Origin of the sequence: Actibacterium sp. MT2.3-13A (assembly GCF_018139985.1) — a bacterium.
Taxonomy (GTDB): Bacteria; Pseudomonadota; Alphaproteobacteria; order Rhodobacterales; family Rhodobacteraceae; genus JAGSOU01.
Genome location: NZ_JAGSOU010000002.1, coordinates 26,928 through 50,161, shown reverse-complemented (window position 1 = coordinate 50,161; position 23,234 = coordinate 26,928). Strand labels below are relative to the sequence as shown.

The 23,234-nt window shown below is 67.8% G+C and carries 26 protein-coding genes; 20 read left to right on the top strand and 6 right to left on the bottom strand.

Features of this window, described 5'->3' with window-relative positions:
- Positions 1 to 57 precede the first annotated feature (57 nt).
- Both KCI33_RS02315 and KCI33_RS02310 read left to right on the top strand, forming a co-directional pair.
- Positions 58 to 606 carry a peroxiredoxin gene (locus tag KCI33_RS02315; RefSeq protein WP_212523138.1) on the top strand — a complete coding sequence of 183 codons (549 nt, stop codon included), beginning with the start codon at positions 58 to 60 and terminating at the stop codon, positions 604 to 606.
- Positions 607 to 786: 180 nt separating this feature from the next.
- On the top strand, positions 787 to 1,497 hold the full coding sequence (locus KCI33_RS02310; RefSeq protein ID WP_212523137.1) for a VIT1/CCC1 transporter family protein: 711 nt from the start codon (positions 787 to 789) through the stop codon (positions 1,495 to 1,497).
- Here the strand turns inward: KCI33_RS02310 and KCI33_RS02305 are convergent, their stop codons facing one another.
- Entirely contained in the window at positions 1,498 to 2,634 is a 1,137-nt protein-coding gene (locus KCI33_RS02305) for a DUF6456 domain-containing protein (RefSeq protein ID WP_212523136.1), read from the bottom strand.
- A gap of 232 nt (positions 2,635 to 2,866) precedes the next feature.
- On the opposite strand from KCI33_RS02305, the gene KCI33_RS02300 reads away from it, so the two are divergent.
- Positions 2,867 to 3,166: a DUF6477 family protein gene (locus tag KCI33_RS02300; protein ID WP_212523135.1), complete on the top strand. Its 300-nt coding sequence runs from the start codon at positions 2,867 to 2,869 to the stop codon at positions 3,164 to 3,166.
- A gap of 12 nt (positions 3,167 to 3,178) precedes the next feature.
- On the opposite strand, the gene KCI33_RS02295 is transcribed toward KCI33_RS02300, so the two are convergent.
- Positions 3,179 to 4,717: a trimethylamine methyltransferase family protein gene (locus tag KCI33_RS02295; RefSeq protein ID WP_212523134.1), complete on the bottom strand. Its 1,539-nt coding sequence runs from the start codon at positions 4,715 to 4,717 to the stop codon at positions 3,179 to 3,181.
- 266 nt (positions 4,718 to 4,983) lie between these two features.
- Here KCI33_RS02295 and KCI33_RS02290 point away from each other — a divergent pair, with 266 nt between their 5' ends.
- The 11 genes from KCI33_RS02290 (at position 4,984) to KCI33_RS02240 (ending at position 16,573) form a co-directional block, all read left to right on the top strand.
- On the top strand, positions 4,984 to 6,258 hold the full coding sequence (locus KCI33_RS02290) for an outer membrane protein transport protein (protein ID WP_212523133.1): 1,275 nt from the start codon (positions 4,984 to 4,986) through the stop codon (positions 6,256 to 6,258).
- 73 nt (positions 6,259 to 6,331) lie between these two features.
- A complete protein-coding gene (gene guaA, locus KCI33_RS02285) occupies positions 6,332 to 7,894 on the top strand; it encodes a glutamine-hydrolyzing GMP synthase (protein WP_212523132.1) in 1,563 nt (520 codons plus the stop codon).
- Between the two features lie 61 nt (positions 7,895 to 7,955).
- Positions 7,956 to 8,873, top strand: coding sequence for a DUF1698 domain-containing protein (locus tag KCI33_RS02280; RefSeq protein WP_212523131.1), 918 nt, complete (start codon positions 7,956 to 7,958; stop codon positions 8,871 to 8,873).
- Between the two features lie 250 nt (positions 8,874 to 9,123).
- Positions 9,124 to 9,993, top strand: coding sequence for a DMT family transporter (locus KCI33_RS02275; protein WP_212523130.1), 870 nt, complete (start codon positions 9,124 to 9,126; stop codon positions 9,991 to 9,993).
- A gap of 130 nt (positions 9,994 to 10,123) precedes the next feature.
- Positions 10,124 to 11,230: a hypothetical protein gene (locus KCI33_RS02270; RefSeq protein ID WP_212523129.1), complete on the top strand. Its 1,107-nt coding sequence runs from the start codon at positions 10,124 to 10,126 to the stop codon at positions 11,228 to 11,230.
- A gap of 114 nt (positions 11,231 to 11,344) precedes the next feature.
- Positions 11,345 to 12,262 carry a DMT family transporter gene (locus KCI33_RS02265; RefSeq protein WP_212523128.1) on the top strand — a complete coding sequence of 306 codons (918 nt, stop codon included), beginning with the start codon at positions 11,345 to 11,347 and terminating at the stop codon, positions 12,260 to 12,262.
- Between the two features lie 49 nt (positions 12,263 to 12,311).
- Positions 12,312 to 13,175, top strand: coding sequence for an ATPase (locus KCI33_RS02260; protein ID WP_212523127.1), 864 nt, complete (start codon positions 12,312 to 12,314; stop codon positions 13,173 to 13,175).
- Positions 13,176 to 13,214: 39 nt separating this feature from the next.
- Entirely contained in the window at positions 13,215 to 14,147 is a 933-nt protein-coding gene (gene metA / locus KCI33_RS02255; protein WP_212523126.1) for a homoserine O-succinyltransferase, read from the top strand.
- Positions 14,148 to 14,174: 27 nt separating this feature from the next.
- Positions 14,175 to 15,047: an alpha/beta hydrolase gene (locus tag KCI33_RS02250; protein WP_212523125.1), complete on the top strand. Its 873-nt coding sequence runs from the start codon at positions 14,175 to 14,177 to the stop codon at positions 15,045 to 15,047.
- Positions 15,048 to 15,093: 46 nt separating this feature from the next.
- A complete protein-coding gene (ppk2, locus tag KCI33_RS02245; RefSeq protein ID WP_212523124.1) occupies positions 15,094 to 15,963 on the top strand; it encodes a polyphosphate kinase 2 in 870 nt (289 codons plus the stop codon).
- The gene (locus KCI33_RS02240) at positions 15,956 to 16,573 is read left to right on the top strand and encodes a TetR/AcrR family transcriptional regulator (RefSeq protein ID WP_212523123.1); all 618 of its coding nucleotides are present in this window, start codon (positions 15,956 to 15,958) and stop codon (positions 16,571 to 16,573) included. The genes ppk2 and KCI33_RS02240 overlap by 8 nt, the downstream gene beginning before the upstream one ends.
- Positions 16,574 to 16,647: 74 nt before the next feature.
- Here the strand turns inward: KCI33_RS02240 and KCI33_RS02235 are convergent, their stop codons facing one another.
- Together KCI33_RS02235 and KCI33_RS02230 are read right to left on the bottom strand one after the other, a co-directional pair.
- A complete protein-coding gene (locus tag KCI33_RS02235; RefSeq protein WP_212523122.1) occupies positions 16,648 to 17,286 on the bottom strand; it encodes a response regulator transcription factor in 639 nt (212 codons plus the stop codon).
- Between the two features lie 196 nt (positions 17,287 to 17,482).
- Positions 17,483 to 17,779 carry a hypothetical protein gene (locus tag KCI33_RS02230; RefSeq protein ID WP_212523121.1) on the bottom strand — a complete coding sequence of 99 codons (297 nt, stop codon included), beginning with the start codon at positions 17,777 to 17,779 and terminating at the stop codon, positions 17,483 to 17,485.
- Positions 17,780 to 18,034: 255 nt separating this feature from the next.
- Here KCI33_RS02230 and KCI33_RS02225 point away from each other — a divergent pair, with 255 nt between their 5' ends.
- From KCI33_RS02225 to KCI33_RS02200, 6 genes are all read left to right on the top strand, one after another.
- Entirely contained in the window at positions 18,035 to 19,006 is a 972-nt protein-coding gene (locus KCI33_RS02225) for a hypothetical protein (protein WP_212523120.1), read from the top strand.
- Positions 19,007 to 19,076: 70 nt separating this feature from the next.
- Positions 19,077 to 19,442, top strand: a complete 366-nt coding sequence (gene csgH / locus KCI33_RS02220) for a curli-like amyloid fiber formation chaperone CsgH (RefSeq protein WP_212523119.1) — start codon at positions 19,077 to 19,079, stop codon at positions 19,440 to 19,442.
- A gap of 39 nt (positions 19,443 to 19,481) precedes the next feature.
- Positions 19,482 to 20,081 (top strand): hypothetical protein, encoded by a 600-nt coding sequence (locus KCI33_RS02215; RefSeq protein WP_212523118.1) that lies wholly within the window; start codon positions 19,482 to 19,484, stop codon positions 20,079 to 20,081.
- 28 nt (positions 20,082 to 20,109) lie between these two features.
- Positions 20,110 to 20,436 (top strand): curli assembly protein CsgF, encoded by a 327-nt coding sequence (locus KCI33_RS02210; RefSeq protein WP_212523117.1) that lies wholly within the window; start codon positions 20,110 to 20,112, stop codon positions 20,434 to 20,436.
- Positions 20,437 to 20,519: 83 nt separating this feature from the next.
- Positions 20,520 to 21,485 carry a CsgG/HfaB family protein gene (locus KCI33_RS02205; RefSeq protein ID WP_212523116.1) on the top strand — a complete coding sequence of 322 codons (966 nt, stop codon included), beginning with the start codon at positions 20,520 to 20,522 and terminating at the stop codon, positions 21,483 to 21,485.
- Positions 21,478 to 22,143, top strand: coding sequence for an invasion associated locus B family protein (locus KCI33_RS02200; protein WP_212523115.1), 666 nt, complete (start codon positions 21,478 to 21,480; stop codon positions 22,141 to 22,143). Before KCI33_RS02205 ends, KCI33_RS02200 begins: the two co-directional genes overlap by 8 nt.
- Positions 22,144 to 22,260: 117 nt before the next feature.
- Here the strand turns inward: KCI33_RS02200 and rpsI are convergent, their stop codons facing one another.
- Both rpsI and rplM read right to left on the bottom strand, forming a co-directional pair.
- A complete protein-coding gene (rpsI, locus tag KCI33_RS02195) occupies positions 22,261 to 22,752 on the bottom strand; it encodes a 30S ribosomal protein S9 (protein ID WP_212523114.1) in 492 nt (163 codons plus the stop codon).
- Between the two features lie 2 nt (positions 22,753 to 22,754).
- Positions 22,755 to 23,216, bottom strand: a complete 462-nt coding sequence (gene rplM / locus KCI33_RS02190) for a 50S ribosomal protein L13 (protein WP_212523113.1) — start codon at positions 23,214 to 23,216, stop codon at positions 22,755 to 22,757.
- Between the last annotated feature and the right edge of the window lie 18 nt (positions 23,217 to 23,234).

Genomic DNA, 23,234 nt, shown 5'->3' with positions numbered 1-23,234 from the left:
TTCGCTGCCCGAACGAAGCTGCATCGCAGCATTTCCCAACCCTGACAGGAGAATCCGATGAAGACCGGCTACAAGCTGCCCCAGGTCACCTTCCACACCCGCGTGCGCGACGACAGCATCGCGGGCCCGAACCCCTACCGCTGGCAGGACATGACCACCGACGATTACTTCAAGGGCAAGCGCGTGGTCCTGTTCTCGCTGCCGGGGGCGTTCACCCCGACCTGCTCGACCTACCAGCTGCCGGGATTCGAGAACGGCTTCGAGGATTTCCGGGCGCAGGGCATCGACGCGATCTACTGCATGTCGGTCAACGACAGCTTCGTCATGAACAAATGGGCCGAGGCGCAGGAGCTGAAGAACGTCCAGGTCATCCCCGACGGCTCGGGCGAGTTCACCCGCCGCATGGGCATGCTGGTGCGCAAGGACAACCTCGGCTTCGGCCTGCGCTCCTGGCGCTACGCGGCCGTGATCAACGACGGTGTGGTCGAGGCATGGTTCGAAGAGCCGGGCCTGTCGGACAACCACCCCGAGGATCCCTATGGCGTCTCCTCGCCCGAGACCGTGCTGAACTGGCTGGTCGCGGCCAACGCCGAAGCGGCGGCCTGAGGCCCGGAATATCCCACGATCGCCCCGGTCATCGGCCGGGGCGATTTGCGTTCCGGCGCGCCTCGTCCCCCGGAGCCCCCGCGCCGCGCGCGCGCCCCCGGGCAGCCGGGCGCAAATCCGGTTTCAATGCCCCGCCGCCGGGTCTAGCATGTGCGACGGCAAGGCCAGGGAGGTGCCGGAATGGCAGCAGACGGGCCCCGCTTCGGGCGGGTGCAGGAATTCCTCAAGCAGATCGTCTTCGGCGGCAATGACGGGATCGTCACCACCTTCGCCATCGTCGCCGGCTTTGCTGGTGCGCGGTCCGAGGGCGCGGCCGAGATCGGCGCGCTGGCGGTGCTGGTCTTCGGGCTGGCCAACCTCTTTGCCGACGGGGTCTCGATGGGGCTGGGCGAGTTCCTGTCGCTGCGTTCGCAGCACGACCTCTACCGGATGCGCCACAGGGAGACGCTGCGCGCCATCGCCCAGGACACGCCCGCCGCGCGCGCGCGCCTGTCGGAGCTGTTCCGCAAGCGCGGGCTCAACTCGTCGGACGCGCAGGCCGCCAGCGCGATCCTGGCCCGCCACCCGCAGGTGATGGCCGAGATGATGATGGCCTATGCCCACGGGCTGAGCCACCCGCGCGACCAGCGGCCCGCGGCCAACGGGCTGTTCACCCTCTTCGCCTTCCTCGTATTCGGGGCGATCCCGCTGGTGCCCTATTTCCTGTGGCCCGCCACCCCGGCCACGTTCCAGCTGTCGCTTCTCGCGACCTTCTCGGCGCTGGTGGCGCTGGGCGTGCTGCGCTGGCACGCCACCGGCGACGCGCCGGCGCGGTCGATCCTGGAGACGGTGCTGGTCGGCGGGCTCTGCGCCGCGGTGGCCTATCTGGTGGGCATGTGGGTCGGCGGCTGATCAGCCGATCAGATCGGCCCCGGCGGCGCTGAGCTCCTCGTAATGGCGCTTCAGCCGTTGCAGCGCGATGCGCAGCACGACCTTGCCCGAGCGCGCCGACCAGCCCATGCGCTTCTCCGCCGCCTCCATCCCTTCGAGATAGCAGCAGCAGCGCAGCACCACGTCGCCCAACCCCGGTCCGAGGTCGCGCAGCGCCGAGGTGACGCGGTCGCGCGCGCCGCGCGACCCCTCCGCGGGTCCCGCGCCGGCGAAGCTGCCGCGTTCGCCCCCGGTCAGGAAACGGTCCCAGTTCTGGGTGACGCGCGGGCCCATCTGGGCCAGCTCGAAATCCTCGCGCAGCCGCTCACCCGCCGCCACCAGGTCGGGCGTCAGGAAGGGCTGCCCGTTGCGGTCGCGCCGCCGCGCCAGCAGCGCCAGCGGCGATTCCGCGAGGTTGGCGCGCAGCGCGCGCGGCGCCTCGGCGCCCGGCTCCATCACCACGCGCGTGCCCCAGTCGCGGTGCTGGTCGGCGAAGGGCCGCGCGGCCTCGGAAAAGCCGGCGGCCGCCGGCGCCTCCTCGGCCAGCATCCGCTTCAGCGCGCTGCGGCCGGCCTGGGTGATACGGTAGGTGGTAACCCGGCCGGGCTTGGCGCAGCTGATCCAGTCCTTCAGCACGAAGGCCTCGGCCACCGCACGGTCGAGCACCCCGATCCGCGTGGCCGCGTCCTGACCCATCTGTTTCAGCACCACGGCCTTGTCCATCTCCGGCGCGATCGCCAGGAAGGCGCCGGTCTCGCAAAGCCGGCGCAGGATGCGCCGCGCCTCACGGTTGAGGGTGGCGCCGTCGGTCAGAGTCTTGGGCGATCTGGCAAATGCAGTCATGGCTTGGCAATCCTCGTTTCGGCTCCGGGGGTGGGGGACGGGAAACAGCTGCCGGCCGAGCTGGGCCAGCGCGCTGTCGCAAAGCGGGTCGTCGCGGCGCTGCTCGAGGCGGCGGACATGGCGCAGGATGGTCGAGGCATGGCACCCCGCGCTGCGGGCCAGAGCGCGCAGCGACTGCCCCGCCTCGGTATGCGCCAGATACCAGTAGGTCGGCTGCGGCAGCCAGGGCGGCGGCGCGACGGCATGTGAGCTGTCCGGCGAAGCGGGATTTCCCATTGCGCTGCGTTCCTTCGATCCTGGCCTGCCGCCGCGGTGAATTTATCCACAGGTGGAGTTCACGCTAGGGTTGTCATTGTTACCGGCAGGTTAACGTTTTCGTCGTTGGAAATAATTGTTTCTAATTCATAAACATTTCTGAAAGCTCCGCGCGCTGCTCTCCGCCCGGGCGCAACACCCGCCAGCGTTGCATCATTCTGGGCTCGGAACACATATCCGAAGGAGCGTCCCGATGTCCGATCCGCTGACCGTTCTGAAGGCCCTGCGCCGCCCGCGCCTGCTGATCCGCGCCGCGCGGCTGGGGATGGAGGAATACCGCCGCGAGCGCGATCTGGCCCGGCTGGTGGACAGCCCGCGCCTGCTTGCGCCCGCCCAGGCGCTGGACCGTCTGCTTGAGCAGGAGGAACGGCTGGAAGCCACCCGTCGCGCGGGCGACGCCAGCTATTCGATCAGCCGCCATGTGGACGTGCTGATTGCGCTGATGGCCGAGGCGCGGCTGCTGCCGCCCGCCCCGCGCCGGGACGGGGCCTGAGCCGCCGGCCGGTCAGGTGAAGGCGTCGGGCATCGACGCCTTCCTCTCGGCCACATAGCCGGCGAGCGCCTCGGCGATGCCGGGGTCGAGGGCGGGTTGCTGATACTCGGACAGCAATTTGCGGAGGCGTGCGGCGGCCAGCGCCACGGTGTCGCGCGCGCCCTCCTCGTCCCAGGTCTCGTAGGGTTTGTAGTCCAGCAGATCGGTGCGCCAGAACGCCTCTTTGAAATGCGCCTGGGTATGGGCGCAGCCGAGGTAATGGCCGCCCGGTCCGACCTCGCGGATCGCATCCATCGCCTGCGCCGCCTCGTCGATGGCCACCCCCGCCGCCAGCTTGTGCAGCGCGCCCAGCTGGTCGGCATCCATGACGAACTTTTCGAAGCTCGCCACCAGCCCGCCCTCCAGCCAGCCGCAGGCGTGGAGCATGAAATTGACGCCCCCCATCAGCGCCGCGTTCAGCGTGTTGGCGGATTCGTAGGCCGCCTGCGCGTCGGGCAGCTTGGAGCCGCACAGCCCGCCGCCCGACCGGAACGGCAGCCCCAGCCGCCGCGCCAGCTGCCCCGCGCCGTAGAGGATCTGGCTGGCCTCCGGCGTGCCGAAGGTGGGCGCGCCCGAGTTCATGTCGATCGAGGTCACGAAGGCACCGAAGATCACCGGCGCGCCGGGCCGGACCAGCTGCGAATAGGCGACGCCCGCCAGCACCTCGGCCAGCACCTGCGTCAGCGTCCCCATCACCGAGACCGGCGCCATCGCGCCGCCGACGATGAAGGGTGAGACGATGCAGGCCTGGTTCGCCGCGGCATAGACCTCAAGCGCGCCCATCATGGTGGCGTCGAAGGTCAGCGGCGAGTTGATGTTGATCAGCGAGGTCATCACCGTGTTCTCGGCGACGAAATCGCGGCCGAACAGGATCTCGCACATCTCCACCGAATCGCGGGCGCGGGCGGGCTCGGTCACCGAGCCCATGAACGGTTTGTCGGACAGCGTCATGTGGGCGTGCAGCATGTCGAGGTGGCGCTTGTTCACCGCGACGTCGGTCGGCTCGCACACCGTGCCGCCGGAATGGTGCAGGTATTTCGACATGTAGCCGAGCTTCACGAAGGTGCGGAAATCCTCCATCGTGGCGTAGCGGCGCCCGCCGGCCAGGTCGCGCACGAAGGGCGGGCCGTAGACCGGGGCCAGCACCAGCGAGTCGCCGCCGATCTCGACGCTGCGGGCGGGGTTGCGGGCGTGCTGGGTGAAGCGCGCGGGCGCCGTCGCGCACAGCCGGCGGGCCAGCCCGCGCGGGATCCGCACCCTCTCGCCCCGCACATCGGCGCCGGCCTGGCGCCAGCGCTCCAGCGCCTGCGGATTCTCGACGAAGGCCACGCCGATTTCTTCGAGCACGGTCTCGGCGTTGTCCTCGATGATGGCCAGCGCCTCTTCGGTCAGCAGGTCGAGAGTCGGGATCTTCCTCTCGATGAATTTCGCGGCCTCGATCCGGGGCGCGCTGCGCTCTGCGCGCCGCGCCGCGCCGCCGCCGCCGCGCCGTCTGCTGCGTGCCTCTTCCATGTCCGGGCCTCCTGTCTTCCGGGCCGAACAGGCCCGGTGCGCATCGGGTATAGCCGATCCCCCGGACGGACGACGCCGAAATGCGGCCTTTCCATCGCGAAAACGACATTCACGGCGGCGTGAAGAAAACCGTTGCACACAGATATGAATGTGAAAATATGTCACATGGGAAACCAACAACATCGCGCGGGTTGCCAAGGCGCAGCCCGCGCGTGCACTAGGGAGAGGCGCGGCTGGGAGGCCGCGCCACAAGGGAGAGAGACCGTATGATAAACGTGAGAACGCGCGGGCGCACGCTGGCCCGCGCCGCAGGCATGGCATGTCTTGTGACAGGGATGGCGGGCGCGGCACAGGCGACCAACGGCTATATCGCCAACGGCTATGGCGGCGGGTCGAAGGGCATGGCCGGCGCCGGCGTCGCCGTGCCCAACGGCGTGCTGGGGCTGGCGCTGAACCCGGCCATGGGCCTGAAGGTCGGCAACCAGGCGGGCTTCTGCCTGACCACCTTCGCGCCTGATCGCGGCTTCACCGTGTCCGGCGTCGGCGGCCTGCAGACCGGGACCTTCAAGAGCCGCAACGACGTGTTTCTCATCCCCTGCGGCGGGGTGAACTTCAAGCTGGGCGAGCGCAGCGCGCTGGGCCTGTTCATGTTCGGCAATGGCGGCATGAACACCGAATACGGCACCAATGTCTTCGTGCCGGGCTACGGCCCCGCGGGCACCTCGCCACTGGGCGTGAACCTGGAGCAGGCGTTCTTCGCCGCCAATTTCAGCCACCAGCTGTCCGAAAAACTGACCCTCGGCGTCGCCCCGATCTTCGCCGTCCAGCGGTTCAGCGCCACCGGCCTTGAGAATTTCGGCATGTTCTCGTCGAACCCGGCCGCGCTGAGCAACAACGGCGACGACTGGTCCAACGGTTTCGGCTTCAATCTCGGGGTGCTCTACGAGCCGAACGCACAGTGGAGCTTCGGCGCCTCCTATCGCAGCGAGATGGAGATGCAGAGGTTCGACAAATACGCGGGCCTCTTCGCCGAGCGGGGCGATTTCGACATCCCCGCCGTGGCCACCCTGGGCGCGGCCTTCCGCCCCGCCGCCAAGCCCGACCTGACGCTGAGCGCCGAGTATCAGCGCATCTTCTACGGCGATGTGAAGGCGATCGCGAACAGCTCGGCCGCGATCGTGGCGCCCTTCGGCGCGGCCAACGGCCCGGGCTTCGGCTGGAAGGACATGGATGTCTACCGGGTCGCGGCCAGCTACAAGGCCAACGACCGGCTGACGCTGCGCGGCGGCCTGTCCTACGCGTCGCAATTCGCGCCCAGGCAGGAGACCCTGTTCAACCTGCTCGCGCCGGCCACGCCGCAGTGGCATGCCTCGATGGGCTTCAGCTACAAGCTGGAGAACGGCTGGGGCGTCACCGGCTCCTACACCCATGCCTTCGAGAACAGCGTGACCGGCACCAACCCGGCGCTGGCCCCGACCCAGCCGGTGAAAGTGCGGATGAACCAGCACGAACTGGCCCTCGGCATGACCTACAAGTGGTAAAACCACCCCGCCCCCGCGCCCAATCGGTGCGGGGGCTCTTGCAAGAATCCGGCAGCTTGCATAAGAGCCTGCCATGACAAGCACCTCTCACGACCGCCTTCTCATCATCGACTTCGGCAGCCAGGTCACGCAGCTGATTGCGCGGCGCCTGCGCGAGCTGAACGTCTATTGCGAAATCCACCCCTTCCAGAACGTCACCGCCGGGTTCATCCGCGAGATGGCGCCGAAGGCGGTGATCCTGTCGGGCGGCCCCGATTCCGTCACCCGCGAGGGCAGTCCGCGCGCACCGCAGGAACTGTTCGAGATGGGCCTGCCGATCCTCGGCATCTGCTACGGCCAGCAGGTCATGATGACCCAGCTCGGCGGCAAGGTCGAATCGGGCCACGGCACCGCCGAGTTCGGCCGCGCCTATGTCACCGCCAAGAACGGGTCGCTGGACCTGCTGGACGGCTGGTTCGCTGCGGGCGACGAGCAGGTCTGGATGAGCCACGGCGACCATGTCTCGCAGATCGCGCCGGGTTTCGAGGTCTACGGCACCTCGCCCAACGCCCCCTATGCGATCACCGCCGATACCGCGCGCCGGTTCTACGCCGTCCAGTTCCACCCCGAGGTGCACCACACGCCCAACGGCAAGAAGCTTTACGAGAATTTCGTGCGCCTGGCGGGCTTCACCGGCGACTGGACGATGGGCGCCTACCGCGACGAGGCGATTCGCCTGATCCGCGAGCAGGTGGGCGACAAGCGGGTGATCTGCGGCCTGTCGGGCGGCGTCGACAGCTCGGTCGCGGCGGTGCTGATCCACGAGGCGATCGGCGACCAGCTGACCTGCGTCTTCGTCGATCACGGGCTGCTGCGCCAGGGCGAGGCGGAGGAAGTCGTCTCGATGTTCCGGGACAACTACAACATTCCGCTGATCCATGCCGACGAAAGCGACCTGTTCCTCGGAGAGCTGGACGGCGTGTCGGACCCCGAGGTCAAGCGCAAGACCATCGGCCGGCTGTTCATCGACGTGTTCCAGAAATACGCCAACCAGATCGAGGGGGCGGAGTTCCTGGCGCAGGGCACGCTCTACCCCGACGTGATCGAGAGCGTCTCGTTCTCCGGCGGCCCCTCGGTCACCATCAAGTCGCATCACAACGTCGGCGGCCTGCCCGAGAAGATGGGCCTGAAACTGGTCGAGCCGCTGCGCGAGCTGTTCAAGGACGAGGTGCGCGCGCTGGGCCGTGAACTCGGCCTGCCCGAGCAGTTCATCGGCCGCCACCCCTTTCCCGGCCCCGGCCTCGCCATCCGCTGCCCCGGCGAGATCACCCGCGAGAAGCTGGAGATCCTGCGCAAGGCCGATGCCGTCTACATCGACCAGATCCGCAAGCACGGGCTTTACGACGAGATCTGGCAGGCCTTCGTCGCCATCCTGCCCGTCCGCACCGTGGGCGTGATGGGCGACGGGCGCACCTATGACTACGCCTGCGCGCTGCGCGCGGTCACGAGCGTGGATGGGATGACGGCCGATTACTATCCGTTCAGCCACGACTTCCTCGGCGAGACCGCGACCCGGATCATCAACGAGGTCAAGGGCATCAACCGCGTCACCTATGACGTGACCTCGAAGCCGCCGGGGACCATCGAATGGGAGTGACCGGCGGCGCCCGGAACGACCCGGACACGGAACAAGCCCCCTGAGAAAGGACGGTTTCTGCATGGACGACGAAACGCAGAAGAAGGAATACATCGAACGGGTCAAGGCCGTCCAAGGCCGGCTCAAGTCCCGGTTCGATTCCTTCACCGCCTTGACCGATCCCGCGAAACTCGCGCTTGCGAAACAGCTCACCGATCAGCAGGGGACGATCGACCCCGAGATCGAGGGGCTGAAATCCACGGAAAATCAGCGCGATCTCTCGATCAAGTTTCACTGGGGACACAACCACCGCTTCAGCGAGGACTTCTCGGTGACCGGGCGCATGGGCAACCGCCACATCAATCTCATGGCGCAATTCCTGGTGCGCTACGGGCTGCCCGACACCCATTTCGAGGGCAAGGACGTGATCGACGTCGGGTGCTGGACCGGGGGAACCACCCTGCTGCTGAAGGCCATGGGCGCCGCCAATGTCCTGGCCCTGGAAGAGGTCCAGAAATACGCGCGCACGGCCAGGATCCTCACCCAGGACGTCTACGAGCAGGACGGGATTTCCTGCGAAGGCACGAATCTCTACGACCTGGAAACCTCGAAAAAATACGACATCGCCTACTTCCCCGGCGTGATCTATCACCTGTCGGACCCGGTTCTCGCATTGCGGCGCCTCTTCAACGCGCTCAAGGACGGGGGCGAGATCCTTGTGGAAAGCGCTGGGCTGAACGACCCGCGCAACATCTGCCGCTTCGACGGCAACCGCGTCATGCACGACACCGAAGGTGAGGATGTCACCAAGCTGAACCGCGGCGGGTGGAACTGGTTCCTTCCCTCGGCCTCCTGTCTGGAACGCTGGATGATCGAGGCGGGGTTCGAGGACATGGATTGCTTCTTCAGCCCCGCGACATCGCGTGTTTTTGGCTACGGCAGACGCCGGCGCCATGTGGAGATCACGCGGGCCGGCCTGTCCGACCGCCGTATCCCCTGAGGCGCGCCGTGCGGCAGAGCGGTGATCTGGACCCCGGTGTCCGCGGATGCCACGGCCCTCTGGCTGCGGGCGTAAGCCGCGACGGGACAGGTTGCCTTCCACTGAAACATCCGGGCTTCGCGGTCATGCCGCGACGGCCCGACAGGACAACAGGTCCGGGGCCGCGCGGCGTTTGATGTCAGTCGGATGGGCGGCAGCGAACGGATGCGGGAACGGCGCAAAGCCGACGCTATCACGAGGTAGGCAAGATATGAGCGACACACCGCAGGTGGCGAAGGCCGCGCTCTGGATGACCGGCGCGATCGCCTCCTTTTCCACCATGGCCGTGGCCGGCCGGCTGGTGCAGGCCGAGCTGGATACCTTCGAACTGATGTTCTACCGCTCTCTGGTCGGCGTCGCGCTGGTGCTGGCGGTGGGCGGCATGGCGGGCACGCTGGGCCAGATCTCGCGGCGGCGGATGCGGCTGCAACTGATCCGCAATGTCAGCCATTTCGCCGGGCAGAACCTGTGGTTCTATGCCATCGCGGCGATCCCGCTGGCGCAGGTCTTCGCGCTGGAATTCACCGCGCCGCTGTGGGTGACGCTGCTGGCGCCGCTGCTGGTGGGCGAGCGGCTGACGCCCACGCGCGCCTTCGCGGCGGCGGTGGGATTTGCCGGCATCCTGATCGTGGCGCGCCCCGACCCCGCCAACCTGCAGCCCGGCGCCATCGCCGCGATGGCGGCAGCCATCGGCTTTGCCGGATCGGCGCTGTTCACCAAGCGGCTGACGCGCACCGAGACCATCACCTGCATCCTGTTCTGGCTGACCGTAATGCAGGCGGGCTTCGGCCTGATCTGCGCCGGGATCGACGGCGACATCGCCCGGCCCTCGGCCGCGGTCTGGCCGGCGCTGGTGGTGATCGGCTGCGCCGGGCTGTTCGCGCATTTCTGCCTGACCAGCGCCCTGTCGATCGCACCGGCCGGCATCGTGATGCCGCTCGATTTCCTGCGTCTGCCGGTGATCGCGGTGGTGGGCATGGCACTTTACGGCGAGCCGCTGGAGATGCTGGTCTTCATCGGAGGGGCGGTGATCTTCGGCGCCAATGTGATCAACCTGCGGGCGGAGCGGCGCCCGCGCTGATCGCGCTGCGGAGAAATCACAACAGTTTTCGGCAACAAGGCTATGACGTGGCGTCAGAGATTGACGGCGGCAAATCGACGCCGCTAGCGTCGGCCGCAACTCAAACAATACACAAGCAGGGATGAGGGAAATGGTTCGTGTCCTGGGAGGAGCGGCTCTGGCCGCGCTGATGATGACGCCCGTTTACGCAGGGGGCCTGGAACGCTCCAGCCAATCGGTTGGGATCCTGTTTCAGCAAGGCACCTATGCGGAACTGAGCATGGGCCGCGTGGCCCCCGATGTCAGCGGCAGCCACTCGGCCGCGGTGACGCCGGTGCTGGGCACGGCGGGCTCGGGCGACATGACCGGCAGCTACACCACCAGCTCTCTCGGCTTCAAGGCGGCGCTCAACGATCGGATCGACCTCGCGCTGATCCTCGACAGCCCGATCGGGGCTGACGTGAAATACAAGGCCGGCACCGGCTATATCTACGGCGGTTCGACCGCGAGCATCGATTCCACCGCGCTGACCATGCTGGCGCGCTACAAGCTGCCGTCGAATTTCAGCATCCACGGCGGCCTGCGCTTCCAGCGGGCCGAGGGCAAGGTGGCGCTGTTCAACGGCTACACGATGAGCACCGACACCTCGTCTGAGACCGGCTTCGTGCTGGGCGCTGCCTGGGAGAAGCCCGAGATCGCGGCGCGCATCGCGCTGACCTACAACTCGGCCATCACCCACAAGTTCAACGCGACCGAGAACATCGCGCCGGTCCCGACCCGGTTCTCGACCGAGATCCCGCAGTCGCTGAACCTCGAATTCCAGACCGGCATAGCCGCCGACACGCTGCTGTTCGGCTCGGCGCGCTGGGTGGAGTGGTCGAAGACCGACATCACCCCGGCCGCGCTGTTCGCGGCCTCGGGCAGGTCGCTGGTCGACTACAAGAACGACACCATCACCTACACCTTCGGCGTCGGGCGCAAGTTCAACGACAGCTGGGCGGGCGCCGTCACCCTCGGCCACGAACCCTCGCAGGGCGGATTCTGGGGCAACCTCGGGCCGACCGACGGTTTCACCAGCGTCGGCCTCGCCGCGACCTACACTCACGGCAACATGAAGATCACCGGCGGCGCGCGCTACGTCTGGATCGGCGACGCCAAGACCGAGGCCGCCGCCCCCTTCCCGGCCGGCACCACGCTGGGCGAGTTCAAGGACAACAGCGGCGTGGCTTTCGGCTTCAAGGTCGGCTATACTTTCTGACATCGTCTCGTCCTCGGATGAGAGCATCGGGAAAGCCCGCCTTCGTGAAGGCGGGTTTTTTCTTTGCGCAGTTTCCGGGTCGCGCGCCCCGCCGCCAGGCGGTAAAGCCCGGCAATGACCGTCCAGAAGACCCTGACCTCCCGCGCCTGGGCCGAGCTTCTCCTGCTGGCATTGCTCTGGGGCGGCTCGTTCCTGTCGATTCGCCTCGCCCTCGACGAGCTTGGCGTGTTCACCGCCGTCGCGCACCGTGTGGGCTGGGCGGCGATCCTGCTCTGGAGCCATGTGGCGCTGCGCGGGCTGCGCGTGCCGCGCCAGCCCCGGATCTGGGCGGGGTTCCTCGTGATGGGGCTGCTCAACAACGTGGTGCCCTTTTCCCTGATGGCCTGGGGCCAGCTGCACATCGAAAGCGGCCTGACCTCGATCCTCAACGCCACCACGGCGATCTTCGGCGTGGTGGTGGCCGCCGCCGTCTTTCCCGACGAGAGGTTGAGCGCGCGCCGCATGCTGGGGGTCGCCCTCGGCTTTCTCGGCGTGTCCACGGCGATCGGGCTGGAGAGCCTCCTGTCCCTCGACCCGCGCTCGCTGGGACAGCTCGCAGTGATCGGCGGCACCTTCTCCTACGCGCTGGCAGGGGCCTGGGCGCGGCGCACCCTGGCCGGGCTGCCGCCACAGGTGGCGGCGGCCGGCATGCTGACCGGCGCGAGCCTGGTCATGCTGCCGCTGGCCTGGACGTTGGAAGGTCCGTTCCGGTTCGACCTGGCCCCGCTCACCTGGGGCGCGGTCGCCTATTACGCCGTCGCGGCTACGGCGCTGGCCTATCTGCTCTATTATCGGGTGCTGGCGATGGCGGGCGCCGGCAACCTGCTGCTGGTGACGCTGCTGATCCCGCCTGTGGCGATCGTGCTGGGCGCCGTGGTTCTGGACGAGGCGCTGAGCCCCCGCGCCTATGCCGGGTTCGCCCTGCTGGCGCTGGGTCTGGTCATCGTCGACGGCCGCCTGCTGAGGCGCCGCGCCGCGCGACATTCCGTTTGACCGCCCGCGCGCGGCTGACTACCACTCGGCCAACGGCGAGGGAGCGGCGATGATCTACAATTCGGCAGCTGAGTGGCGGGGCGCGGAGCGCAAGCGGGTGCTTCTGTTCGGCATGTCTGGGCTGGGCAAGACCCATGTCTCGAACATGCTGCGCGCCTCGGGCGAGTGGTTCCACTACTCGGTCGATTACCGCATCGGCACCCGTTACATGGGCGAGCATATCGTCGACAATTTCAAGGCCGAGGCGATGCGCACCCCCTTCCTGCGCGAGCTGCTGATGACGGATTCGATCTACATCGCCTCCAACATCACCTTCAACAACCTCGCGCCGCTCTCGACCTACCTGGGCAAGCCCGGCAACCCGGAAAAGGGCGGCCTGCCCTTCGACGAGTACATGCGCCGGCAGGAGCAGCACCGCCAGGCCGAGATCGCCGCCCTGCTGGACACGCCGCATTTCATCGAGCGCGCGCAGCGGATCTACGGCTACGCGCATTTCGTCTGCGACTCGGGCGGGTCGATCTGCGAGGTGGTCAATCCCGACGACCCGCAGGACCCGGTTCTGACCACGCTGTCGCAGAACCTGCTGATGGTCTGGATCGAGGGCTCGGACGCGCATACCGAGGAGTTGATCCGCCGTTTCGACCGCGCGCCGAAGCCGATGTATTACCAGCCCGCCTTTCTGCACGACGCCTGGGCGGAATATCTCGACAGCCACAAGCTGACCGAGGATCGGGTCGACCCCGACGCCTTCGTGCGCTGGACCTATGCCCGCGCGCTGGCCCACCGCCAGCCGCGCTACGCGGCGATGGCCGACAACTGGGGCGTCCGGGTCTGCGCCGAAGAGGTCGCCCGCGTCCACACACCGCAGGATTTCGAGGCCCTTATCGCCCGCGCCCTTGAGGCCAAGGGCTGATCGGCCTATCTACCGTCTCTCGCATACAGGAACCCGCCCATGCCCATCAAACTGCCCTCCGACCTTCCGGCCTTCGACGTCCTCACCAAAGAGGGCGTGATGGTGATGGAAGAGGGGCGTGCGGCGCGGCAGGATATCCGTCCCCTGCGGATCGGGTTGCTGAACCTGATGCCCAAGAAGATCCAGACCGAGACCCAGTTCGCGCGGCTGATCGGCTCCACCCCGCTCCAGATCGAGCTGTCGCTGATCCGCATGACCGAGCACGAGAGCAAGAACACCGCCGCCGAGCACATGGAGGCGTTCTACCGCCCCTTCGCCGAGGTCGAGGCGACGGGCGAGAAATTCGACGGTCTGATCATCACCGGCGCCCCGGTGGAGCATCTCGAATTCGACGAGGTGACCTATTGGGGCGAGCTGTCGCGCGTCTTCGACTGGACCCAGACCCATGTGCAGTCCACTTTCGGCGTGTGCTGGGGCGGGATGGCGATGATCAATCATTTCCACGGCATCCCCAAGCACATGCTGGACCGCAAGGCCTTCGGCTGTTTCCGGCACCGCAACCTGGCGCCGGCCTCACCCTATCTGCGCGGGTTCTCCGACGACCTGCTGATCCCGGTCAGCCGCTGGACCGAGATCCGGCAGGACGAACTCGACGCCGTGCCGGAGTTGCGGACCCTGCTGGGCAGCGACGAGGTCGGCCCCTGCCTGGTCGAGGATCCGGGCCATCGCGCGCTCTATATCTTCAACCACCTGGAATACGACAGCTTCACGCTGAAGGAAGAATACGATCGCGACGTCGCCTCGGGAAAACCGATCGCGGTGCCGGTGAACTACTACCCCGGCGACGACCCGACCAGGACGCCGCAGAACCGCTGGCGCAGCCACGCGCATCTGCTTTACGGCAACTGGATCAACGAGATCTACCAGAGCACCCCCTTCGAGCTCGACAGGATCGGGACCGAGGACGCCTGAGAACGGGCGCGCCCGGAAAGGCAGCCGATGAGCGACGCGACAGAGCGGTTTCCCCCCACGGGAAAGATGCTGACGGTCAACGGCCACCGGGTGCATGTCCATGTGTCCGACCCGCGCCCGCCGGTGATCCTGATCCATGGCGCGGGCGGGAACAGCCGCGACTTCACCTTCTCGCTGACCGCGCGGCTGCAGGATCGCTACCACGTCTACGCCTTCGACCGCCCCGGCCTCGGCCACACGCCACCCCTGCACCATCACGGCGAGACGCCGGAGGAACAGGCCGCCTTCCTGGACAGCGCGGCCGCCGACCTCGGCATCGGCCCCGCGGTGATCGTGGGCCATTCCTACGGCGGGGCGGTGGCGCTGGCCTGGGCGATGAACCACCCGGCGCGCGTGGCGGCGGTGGTGGTCCTGGCGGGCGCCGTCAACCCCTGGGGGGGCGAACTGGGGCTGCTCTACCGCGCCGCCGCCAGCTGGACCGGCGGCCTGGTGGCGGTGCCGCTGATCGCGGCCTTGGCCCCGCGCAGCCTGGTCTCCCAGGCCCTGCACGAGGTCTTCGCACCGCAAAGCCCGCCCGAGGGCTACGAGGATTACATCGGCGCCGAGCTGACCCTGCGCCCCGAAAGCCTGCGCGCCAACGCGCGCCAGGTCCACGGGCTGAACGCGGCGCTGCACCGGCAGGCGCCGCGCTATCCCTCGATCGCGGCGCCGGTGGAGATCCTGCACGGCACCGCCGACCGGATCGCGCCGATCGCCACCCATGCCCGCCCCCTGGCCCGGGCCATCGCCCAGGCGCATCTGGTCGAGCTTCCGGGCATCGGCCACATGCCCCACCACGCAGCCCCCGACGCGACAGTCGCCGCCATCGACCGCGCCGCCGCGCGCGCCGGATTGCGCTGAGCGCGGCCTTCGCCATACTGGGCGGGTCAATCACGGGAGGGACGCGATGGAGCTGCCATTCGACAGCGCGATCAGCCACTATTTCGAAAGCGAAGCCCCCGAAGCGGTGCGCCGCGCCATCGAGGACGGCGGCAAGAAGGACATCCTGACCGAAAGCTACCCCTATCGGCAGCCCATGCGCCGCGCGGAATACGAGACCAGGCTGCGCGCGCTGCAGGTCGAACTGGTCAAGCTGCAGGCCCATGTGAAATCAGGCGGCGGGCGGATCGCGGTGATCTTCGAGGGGCGTGACGCCGCCGGCAAGGGCGGCACGATCAAGCGTTTCCGCGAATACATGAACCCGCGCGTGGCCCGCGTGGTGGCGCTGCCCAAGCCCTCGGACAAGGAGCGCAGCCAGTGGTATTTCCAGCGCTACGTCGAGCAGCTCCCCTCGGGCGGCGAGATCGTGCTCTTCGACCGCTCCTGGTACAACCGCGGCGTGGTCGAGCATGTCTTCGGCTTCTGCACGACGGAAGAGCGCGAGAATTTCTTCCGCCAGCTGCCCGATTTCGAGACCCTTCTGGTGCGCGAGGGCATCACCCTGGTCAAACTCTGGCTGAACGTCGGCCGGGCCGAGCAGCTGCGCCGGTTCCTCAAGCGCGAGGCCGATCCGCTGAAACACTGGAAGCTCAGCCCTATCGATATCGAGGGCCTGTCGAAATGGGACGACTATTCCGACGCCATCCGCGAGACCTTCGCGCGCAGCCACAGCGAGGCCGCGCCCTGGACGGTGATCCGCTCCGACGACAAGCGCCGGGCGCGGATTGCGGCCATGCAGCGGGTGTTGGGCTGCGTCGATTACAAGGGCAAGGACGCCGCCGCCATTGGCGCGCCCGACCCCGCGATCTGCGGGGGCCCCGATATCTGGGATGCCTAAGCGCGGCTATCACCACGGCAACCTGAAACAGGCGCTGGTCGAGGCCGCGCTGACCCTGATCGAAGAGAAGGGGCCGCAGGGTTTCACCCTGTCGGAGGCGGCGAAATCCGCCGGCGTCACCCCCGCCGCCGTCTACCGCCATTTCGACGGGCGCGAGGACCTGATCGCCGAGGTCGCGCGGCAGGGCTACGAGATCTTCGCCGATCTGATCGAACACGCCTACGAACAGGGCCAGCCCTCGGCGCTGGCCTCGATCGAGGCGGCGGGTCGGGCCTATCTGGCCTTCGCGCGCCGCCATCCCGGCCATTACATGGCGATGTTCGAAAGCGGACTGTCGGTCAACGCGCATGCCGAACTGGCCCGCGTGGCCGGGCGCGCCAGCGCCGTGCTGGAGCGCGCCGCGCGCGACCTGTCCGAGCATGTCGCGCCGGACAGGCGGCCGCCGGCGGCGATGGTCTCGGCCCATATCTGGGCGCTCAGCCACGGCATCGTCGAGCTCTTCGCGCGTGGCGCGCCGGGCGGCCGCGCCCCCTTCGCGCCCGAGGATCTGCTGGAAAGCGGCCTGGGCATCTACCTGCGCGGGTTGGGCGTCCTGCCGCCGGACGCGTGACCGGGCGGCGCAGGGATCGGGACGCGGCCCCAGACCCCGGGACATCTGACGACTGCACCGGCGCGCGCATGCCGTCAAAAATCGGTCCGGTGCTCGGCGATCTTTTTCCGGGCTACCCCGTTGGCGATGCGCAATGCGATCTGCGTCCGGTTGTGGACCCCGAGCTTGCGCATGATCGAGCCGACATGCACGTTCACCGTGTTGACGGCGATGCCCAGGCGCCGCGCGATCTGCTTGTTCGAAGAGCCCTTGGAAACCTCGCAGCAGACCTGCCACTCACGCCCGGTCAGTTCCGGCGGCCTGACGGCAGGAAGGTCGGGTGCGGGAACCACGCCGGGAACCGCCCCGTGGCCGGCCTGCGCGCCGCCGGAGGCGCCCGGCAGGAGCAGGTAGCCCGTGGCGACCAGCTCGATCGCCTGGCAGATCTGTCTCTCGGTGCAATCGGAGCACATGATGGCGCGAACGTTGTCGGGCAACATGTCGATGGCAGCGGGCGGCGGCCCCGCCTGAAGGAAGACAACCACCCGCGCCTTCGGGAAACGCCCGGCCAGTTCCTCCAGCCTGCCGTTCTGCAGATCCTGCCGGCCCAGGCAGGTCAGGATGAGCGACGGCTCGGCGCCCTTGGGCAGCATCGCATTGAGCGACTCGCGGTCGTGATCGGCACACGCCCCCCGCGCGCCCCGGAGTTTTTCTGCAACCCGCGCCAGCGCCATCTGCTCAAGACGACTATTCGATAGAACGACCCAGTCTACGGGTCCGGATGCTCCAGACACCACAAAATACGCCCCCCCCGGAACACACAATGCACCATTAATCAAAAACAGAAAATGAACTCTTAATTCAAAGTTAATAACGCAACCGGCCCGTTTTGTAAACGCGCTGACGCCAGAGAGCCCCGTCGTGGCGTGCTCAGTTGAGCGAGATCCGCACGCCCTCGCGCACCGACGGCAGGGTAAACGGCGCGCCCTGCCCGCCGAAATCAAGGATGAAATCGCGGCGCGGCGGCGGCGTCTGTGCGGCGCGGCGCGGCGGGGTCTGGCCGCGGTTGATCGGCGCCATCTGGCGCTGCCCGCCGGGCACCTGGACGACGAAGGCGCCGTCGCCCCCGGAGATCTGGGGAACGGTGGCCCGGGTATCGGCGGCAGCCTGGGCACCGAAGAGCGCAGATCCCGCGATCAAAACCAGGGTCGAAATCAGTTTCGGCATGGTCTGTCTCCGAGCGACATCCTGTCCCCGACTATCGGTCCGCCCGCGGATGCCGGTCAACCGTTTTCCGTCCGGCGCGGCGCCCAGGCCGGGATTTCTAGCTGAAACCAACTAGTCGAAACTTACTAGTCCACGAAGGGACTTAGCAATTAACTAGCAGTTAACACCAATACTCCTTCCGCCGGTTTTTCCGCAGACTGGGGACACGGCTCAAATTGCAGGGGCCGTATTCGTTTTTCAGGAAGGAAGCGTGTCATGAAACGTATTTTTCTCACGACCACGGCTGTACTCTCGCTTGCAGGGGCGGCCTTCGCCGCCGAAACCGCCGGGACCGGCCCCGGCGACGAGGCCTCGGCAACCGCAGGCACACAGGCATCTTCGATCAACTCCGATGACAGCACCCAGGCGGTCGTCGCCACCGAGGGCGCCAGCGCAGTGGGTGACAACGGCCTGACCGGCGGCGACCAGGAACTGGCCTCGGCCGAGGTCGGCGACGGCGTGATCGCCGGCGGCACGGCCAACGCCCAAGGCGCCAACAACAACCCGAGCATCGGCCTCGATCCCGGCGGCGCCGGCAACTTCAGCCGCAACGTCCAGTTCCAGCTGGGCAACGACAACGCCGCCGTCAACATGCAGATCGGCGGCTGGAACGAGTCGGCGACGCTGCAGGTCGGCGACAACAACGCGGCCCTGGTCAGCCAGTCCTACGCCAACCACGAGGCGGCCATCACCCAGGTCGGCGACGGCAACACGGCCGCGGCCGTGCAGGACGGCAACGATCACGCGGCGGCCATCGCACAGCTGGGCGACAACAACGCCGCGATCGCCCTGCAGTCGGGCGACACCGCGCAGCAGGGCAATCTTGCCGCCCATGCCCAGGTGGGCAACAGCAACACCTCGGTCAGCTTCCAGGACGGCACGAACAACACCGTCGCCTCGCTGCAGGAAGGCGGCGCCAACCAGTCCTACATCAACCAGGGCGGCACCACCCTGGTCGCGTCGCTGACCACGATCGACCCGACGAAGAGCTTCACCACGGACATGTTCGGCACCGGCGACGGGCTTCCGATCGGGACGACGGTGCTGCCCGGCGGCGGCACGCCCTTCGGCGCGATGGGCGCGGCCAGCAACTCGGCGGCCAATCTCCAGCTCGGCACCAACAACCGGAGCGCGATCCTCCAGACGGGGACCAACAACGAAGCGGTCAACTATCAGAACAACCGCTGATCCGGTTGCCCGGGAAACGCCGGGGGCGTCCGCGCCCCCGGTTTCCCCCGGATATCAAGGGCCCGCCGCCATGCCGCGCCGTTTCATCGCTCATGTCCTGGCCAGCATGCTGGTCCTTGCCCCAGATCCCGCGGCCGCGCTCAGCTGTTCGGTCCGGTTCGAGGTGGAGGGCGATTTCACCGTCATTCAAAGCGTGGCCGATTCCGGCCGGGAGGTGACGGCGCGGTACAGCGTGACCGCCGAAATCCGCGCCGGCGGCAACCTCTCCGTGTCGCAGCAAAGCGGCTCGGTGATGCTGTCCGGTCGGGAACCTACACGGTTTTCCAGAATTGTGGTAAACAACAGGTCAGGCGCGATGGCCACCGTGCGGGTCACATTGACGGATGGCGCGACGCGGACGGAGTGCAGCGGGGCGCGCGCGCTCCCGGATATTTGAGATGTTTTTGAATGATCGAGTGATTGGTGGGGACCCGTCATGACCATGCAACGCAGCCGCCCGATCCGCCGGCGCCCCTGGCCGCGCTGCCCTGCCGGCGTGGCGGGGGCGCTGCTGGCGCTGGGTCTCGCGACCGCGGCTCAGGCGCAGGATCTCTCGTTCAGCGTCGGGAATTTCTCGCTCGAACAACTCGTTGTCGCCAACGGACAAAATCCCTACACGGCCACCCTTCCCAACGGGCTGGGCTCCGCGGAAAGCACGAACCGCAGCGCGACCTCCATCATCGTGCAACAGGGCAGCGGCAACAGGGCCAGCGCCTATTCGACGAACAGCCCGGGGGCGGCTCTGGCCTCGATCCAGCTCGGCCAGTCGAACAGAGCGGTGGGGGTGATCGAGGACTCGCCCGGCAGCACCATCGCCCAGGCGCAGTTCGGCAGCAACAACGACTCGCTGGTCGGGATCCTCCGCGGTGCCGACAACGCGGTCAGCACCGTGCAGCTGGGCGACGGGCTGGGAGCGTCCGTGGCGCTGGTCGATTCCACCAGCACCACCGTGGTCTACGGCCAGGCCGGCCAGAACTACAACGGCGGCATCGTCATCCGGAACGCGCCGCCGGGCACGGTGGTGAAGCTCAACTGACCGATTGGAGACACGCATGAGACCCCGAATGAAATTTCTGGCAGCGGCGGTGCTCTTCGGGGCCGCCGCGATCAGCGCGACCGGCGCCGCCGCGACGGACCTCATATACACCCCGGTCAATCCCGGCTTCGGCGGAAATCCCAACAACATCGACTATCTTCTCGGCCTGGCCCAGAGCCAGAACCAGTTCACCGGCAATGGCGGCAGCAGCGGCGGCGGCGTGCCGCAGATCACCTTTCCGCCGATCACCATCGACCTTGGCGGCCTGGGGGGCGGCGGCACGGGCGGAACGGGCGGCACGGGGGGGACCGGCGGCACTGGGGGCACGGGCGGAACCGGCGGCACCAACCCCTGATCGCAACAGGGCAACGGGCGCGGCGCATGCGCCTTCGGCATGCGCCGGTCGATTTCATTGATGATTATCAAGGCGGGACGACCATGCCAAAACTCCATTTCAGATCGGCGCCGGGGGCGGCAGCCCTGATCCTTTCGGCGGCCCTGCTGGGCGCCTGCGCCGCACCCGGCGACCTTCCCGAGCTTCAGGGCGCGCCGCCCTCCTTCGCCACCAAGACCGCGATCGGGGTCGAACTGGAGCGGCTGCCCGCGCCGCGGCGCCCGGTGGACGTGGCGGTCTACGGCTATTCCGACCAGACCGGCCAGCAGAAGCCCGCCGACAATTTCTCACGCTTTTCCAAGGCCGTGACCCAGGGCGGCACGGCCGTCCTCATCGACGTTCTGAAGGATGTCGGCGGCGCGGGCTGGTTCAACGTGGTCGAACGCGCGGGCCTGCAGAACCTGCTGACCGAGCGCAACCTGATCGACCAGACCAACCTCGCCTATCGCGGGACCTCCCGCTCGGTCCTGCCGCCGCTGCGCTTTGCCGGCATCATCCTCGAGGGGGGCATCATCGATTACGACACCAACAGCATGACCGGCGGTTTCGGCGCGCGGATCCTCGGCGTCGGCGCCTCGACCAGCTACCGGCGCGACCGCCTGACCGTGTCGCTGCGCGCGGTCAGCGTGAACACCGGCGAGGTCCTGACCTCGGTGATGACCGAGAAGACGGTCTATTCCGTGCTCGTGCGGGGCGACGTGTTCCGCTACGTCTCCGCCGATGAGATCCTTGAGATCGAGGCCGGACTGTCCCGCAACGAGCCGGTGGGCCTGGCCGTGCGGCAGGCGATCGAACTGGCCGTCTACAGCCTGGTCATCGAGGGGGCGATGAACGGGCTGTGGTCCTTCCAGAACGCCGCCGAGCAGAGTCGCCACATCGCCCTCTACCGGCAGCGCAAGGCGGGGGCGGTCGCCGCATCCGCCACCGCCGCCGCGGCCCCGGCGAAAACCGCGCCCGCGCCCCAGACCCAGACCGCGAAGGCCCCCGCGGAGGGCGCGGAAGGTGCCTAGGACGCGCCCGATTGCCGCCGGCGCAGCGGCGGCCCTGGCGCTGGTCTGGGCGGCGGCCCAGGCGTCGGCGCAGACCGCCGACTACCCGCAACCCGACAGCCGCGAGAACATCCAGGACTGGGTTCTGGAATGTTTCGACGCGCCGGTCGGCCAGTGCCAGATCTACCAGCGCATCCTGATCAACAACGGCAGCGCCATCGCCCTGGTGGCAACCTTTGCCTGGGACGAGGCCCGCCAGGCCATGCGCACCCAGATCGCCCTGCCGCTGGGCATCGACCTGGAGAAGGGGGCGACCATCGCCACCGATACCGGCTATTCCATCGCCGTGCGGCTGTCGCGCTGCACCCAGCAGGGCTGCCTGATCGAGGGCACGGTGCCCGAGGACCTGCTGCAGGCGTTTTCGCGCGGCGGCAGCGCCAGCATATCGGTGACCAATCCCGGCCAGGGCGCCTTCGCGATCCCGCTGTCGGTGAAGGGCTTCGCCGAGGCGATGGCCCGGATCCGTCCGGCGCGGGCGGAGAGCACGGCGCCGGCGGCCCTGGGCGGCGCCGCGGTCGCACCCGCCCCGCAGCCCGCGCCGCCGCGGATCCCGGCGCCGCCCGACCCTTCGGCGGCGGACCCGGAGAAACGCTATCGCCCGGTCACCGGAAACGAGTGACCCCTGCCCGCCCGGCAATTGCCGGAGCAGGCCGCGCCTGCCAGCTGCGCCGCGGCGAGGCCCCAAAATGAAAAGGGCCGCATGAAGCGGCCCCTTCCGAAATCGTTGAAACGCCGATCAGCGCTTGGAGAACTGGAAGCTGCGGCGGGCCTTGCGGCGGCCGAACTTCTTGCGTTCCACGACGCGGCTGTCGCGGGTCAGGAAGCCCGCGGCCTTCAGCGCCGGGCGCAGCGACGGATCGTAGAGCTGCAGCGCCTTCGAGATGCCGTGCTTGACCGCACCGGCCTGGCCCGACAGACCGCCGCCCTTGACGGTGGCCATCACGTCGAACTGGCCCTCGACGCCGGCGACGGTGAAGGCCTGGCGCAGGATCATCTGCAGCACGGGACGCGCGAAATAGACGTTCAGTTCCTTGCCGTTGACGGTGACCTTGCCGGAGCCCGGCTTGATCCACACGCGGGCAACCGCGTCTTTCCGCTTGCCGGTGGCGTAGGAGCGGCCCAGCTCGTCACGGACGGGTTCGCGGGGCTCGGCGATCTCGGCGACAAGAGCCTCGGCACCACCGGCGACGGCGTTCAGCGCGTCCAGGGATTTGATTTCTTCAGCCATTGTCAGCTCCGGGTGTTCTTGGAGTTCATGGACTTGACGTCCAGCACTTCGGGGTTCTGGGCTTCGTGCGGATGCTCGGCCCCGGCATAGACGCGCAGGTTGGTCATCAGCTGGCGGCTCAGGCGGTTGCCCGGCAGCATGCGCTTGATAGCCTGGGTGACGACACGCTCGGGGTAGGCGCCCTCGATGATCTGGCGCGCGGTGCGGCTCTTGATCCCGCCCGGGTGGCCGGTGTGCCAGTAGTAGTTCTTGTCGTCACGCTTCTTGCCGGTCAGCTGGACCTTGTCGGCATTGATGATGATGACGTTGTCGCCCATGTCCATGTGGGGCGTGAAGGACGGCTTGTGCTTGCCGCGCAGACGCATGGCGACGATCGAGGCGAGACGGCCCAGAACGACGCCCTCGGCGTCGATCAGGATCCATTTCTTCTCGATGTCTGCCGGAGTCGCAGAGAAGGTTTTCATATCGATGGCCCTATTGGC